This is a genomic window from Brevundimonas sp., assembly GCF_024711105.1.
Taxonomy (GTDB): Bacteria; Pseudomonadota; Alphaproteobacteria; order Caulobacterales; family Caulobacteraceae; genus Brevundimonas.
The window spans coordinates 1-2,667 of record NZ_JANJTL010000057.1; the positions used below are offsets into that span (position 1 = coordinate 1).

Genomic DNA, 2,667 nt, shown 5'->3' on the forward strand with positions numbered 1-2,667 from the left:
TGCGCGGCGTTGACCACCGGGCCGTAGTGGGCCTCGGCGTCGGTCGAGACGCCGACCTTCAGCGTCGGGATCTCCGAGACCAGCCGTTCGCGCAGTTCGTCGGCGGTGCGCTGGCCGACGGGGACGACGACCGGTAGGGCCATGCAGCGCTCGCCGGCCGAGCCGTAGGCGGCGCCGGTCAGGTCCTTGATGACCTGGTCCATGTCGGCGTCGGGCAGGACGATGCCGTGGTTCTTGGCGCCGCCCATGGCCTGGACGCGCTTTCCGTGCTCGGCGCCGGTCCGGTAGACGTAGTGGGCGATGTCGGACGAGCCGACGAAGCTGACGGCGCGGACCAGCGGATGGGTCAGGATGGCGTCGACCGCGGTCTTGTCGCCGTGGACTACGTTCAGCACGCCCTTGGGCGCCCCGGCCTCCAGCATCAGCTCGCCCAGCCGCACCGGCACCGACGGGTCACGCTCGGACGGCTTGAGGATGAAGGTGTTGCCCACCGCGATGGCCACGCCGAACATCCACATCGGGATCATGGCCGGGAAGTTGAACGGGGTGATGCCCGCGACCACCCCCAGCGGCTGGCGCATGGAATAGACGTCGATGCCCGGCCCGGCGCCCTGGGTGTACTCGCCCTTCAGGACGTGCGGGATGCCGCAGGCGAACTCGATGACCTCCAGGCCCCGCTGGATGTCGCCCTTGGAGTCGGCGATGACCTTGCCGTGCTCAGAGGAGAGCAGCTCGGCCAGTTCGTTCATGTTCGCCTCGACCAGGCGCTTGAACTCGAACATGACCCGCGCGCGGCGCTGCGGATTGACCGTCGACCACTCCTCGAAGGCGGCCTGAGCCGACTGCACGGCGCGGTCGACCTCGCCCTCGGTCGCCAGCTGGACCCGCGCCTGCACCTCGCCGGTGTTCGGGTTGAAGACGTCGCCGAAGCGGCCCGAGCCGCCCGTGAAGCTGGAGCCGTCGACGAGGTGATGGATGTCGCGCATGGGTATGCCTGAACTCGGTCGGAAGGATGTGGGGCGCGGTTTAGCCCCGGACGGCCTCGAGGGCTAGGGCGCGGCGGCAGGCGACTTTGCGGGTTTCGCCCGGGCGCCAAGCGCGGGTAGAGGAGCGCCATGAGCGCTCCCCAGCTGATTTCCGGCCTGTCCGACATCGCCGACGCCTATGACGTGTTGCTCTGCGACGTCTGGGGCGTGGTCCACAACGGGCGTGAGCCCTATCCTCGGGCCATGGAGGCGCTGACGGCCTATCGCCAGGGCGGCGGGGCGGTGGTGCTGATCTCCAACGCGCCCCGGCCCGGCTCGGACGTGATCGAGCAACTCGACCGCATCGGCGTGCCGCGCGCGGCCTGGCAGGCGGTGACGACCTCCGGCGACGCCACCATCGCCGAGCTGAAGAAGCGGGCCCCCGGACCGGCCTGGGCCATCGGACCCGAGCGCGACCAGGGAGTCTATCAGGGCACCGGCGTGACCCTGACCGACAAGGCCGAGGACGCGGCCTTCATCTCCTGCACCGGCCTGTTCGACGACGAGGCCGACCAGCCGGAGGACTATCGCCCGACCTTCCGCGAGGCGGCCCGGCGCGGGCTGGAGATGGTCTGCGCCAATCCGGACCGGGTGGTGCACCGGGGCCAGGACCTGATCTGGTGCGCCGGGGCCCTGGCCGATGTCTACGCCGAGGAAGGCGGGCCGGTGGTCATGGCCGGCAAGCCGTTCGGGCCGATCTACGACCTGGCGCTCGAGCAGGCGGCCGGCCTGCTGGGCCGGGATGTCGACCGGGCGCGCGTGCTCTGCGTCGGCGACGGCCTGCCGACCGACGTGCTGGGCGCCAATGCGCAGGGCCTGGACTGCCTGTTCGTGGCGGGTGGCATCCACATCGCCGACGTGACCGACGCTCACGGGGGCCTTGACCCCGCCCGGGCCGAGGCCTTGTTGTCGGAAAAGGGCGCGCACGCCCGCTTTGTTTCGCTGGAGCTCAACTGGTGACCGAGAGCCAAACCCCGCCCGGCGGCTACATCCTCGACGAACTGTCACCGGGCATGTCGGCGGAGCTGCACGTCGACATCACCGAGGAGCGCATTCTCCGCTTCGCCGAGGCGTCAGGCGACTTCAACCCGCTCCACATCGACGAGGCCTACGCCCAGGCCAGCCCCTATCGTGGGCGCGTGGCGCACGGCCTTTTGTCGGCGTCCTTCGTATCGGCGGTGGTCGGGACCATCCTGCCGGGGCCCGGGGCCATCTACCTCGGGCAGACCCTGAGCTTCCACAAGCCGGTGCGGATCGGCGACCGGGTCACGGCGCGGGTCACGGTGGCCACCATCGATCCCGGCTCGGCGCGTGTGACGCTCAGGACCGAATGCCTCGTCGACGGCGAGCCGGTGCTGGAGGGTGAGGCCACCATCCGCGTGCCGCGTCGGCGCCGGCGCACCTGACGGCCTTGGCCATCGAAATCATCCACGGCTGGAAGGACCTGGCGCCCGCGCAGCAGGGCGCGGCCGTGGCGCTCGGCAATTTCGACGGCGTGCATCGCGGCCACCGGCGGGTGATCGCCGAGGCGCGGGCCGCGGCGGACCGGCTGGGCGTCCCCTGCGGGGTCGTCAGCTTCGACCCGCATCCGCGCCGCTTCTTCCAGCCGGAGGCGGTTCCCCTTCGCCTGATGACCACCGGC

At 71.0% G+C, this 2,667-nt stretch carries 4 protein-coding genes; 3 read left to right on the top strand and 1 reads right to left on the bottom strand.

Translation table 11 applies throughout. From position 1 onward, the window contains the following. On the bottom strand, nt 1–986 hold a 986-nt coding region (locus tag Q0M60_RS04570; protein ID WP_296816515.1), incomplete at its 3' end, for an aldehyde dehydrogenase family protein. Nucleotides 987–1,115: 129 nt separating this feature from the next. Here Q0M60_RS04570 and Q0M60_RS04575 point away from each other — a divergent pair. From Q0M60_RS04575 to Q0M60_RS04585, 3 genes are all read left to right on the top strand, one after another. Continuing rightward, entirely contained in the window at nt 1,116–1,985 is an 870-nt protein-coding gene (locus tag Q0M60_RS04575; protein WP_296816518.1) for a TIGR01459 family HAD-type hydrolase, read from the top strand. Between the two features lie 53 nt (nt 1,986–2,038). Then, nucleotides 2,039–2,431, top strand: coding sequence for a MaoC family dehydratase (locus Q0M60_RS04580; RefSeq protein WP_296816523.1), 393 nt, complete (start codon nt 2,039–2,041; stop codon nt 2,429–2,431). 5 nt (nt 2,432–2,436) lie between these two features. Continuing rightward, the coding region (locus Q0M60_RS04585) for an adenylyltransferase/cytidyltransferase family protein (protein WP_296816521.1) at nt 2,437–2,667 on the top strand (231 nt) is incomplete at its 3' end.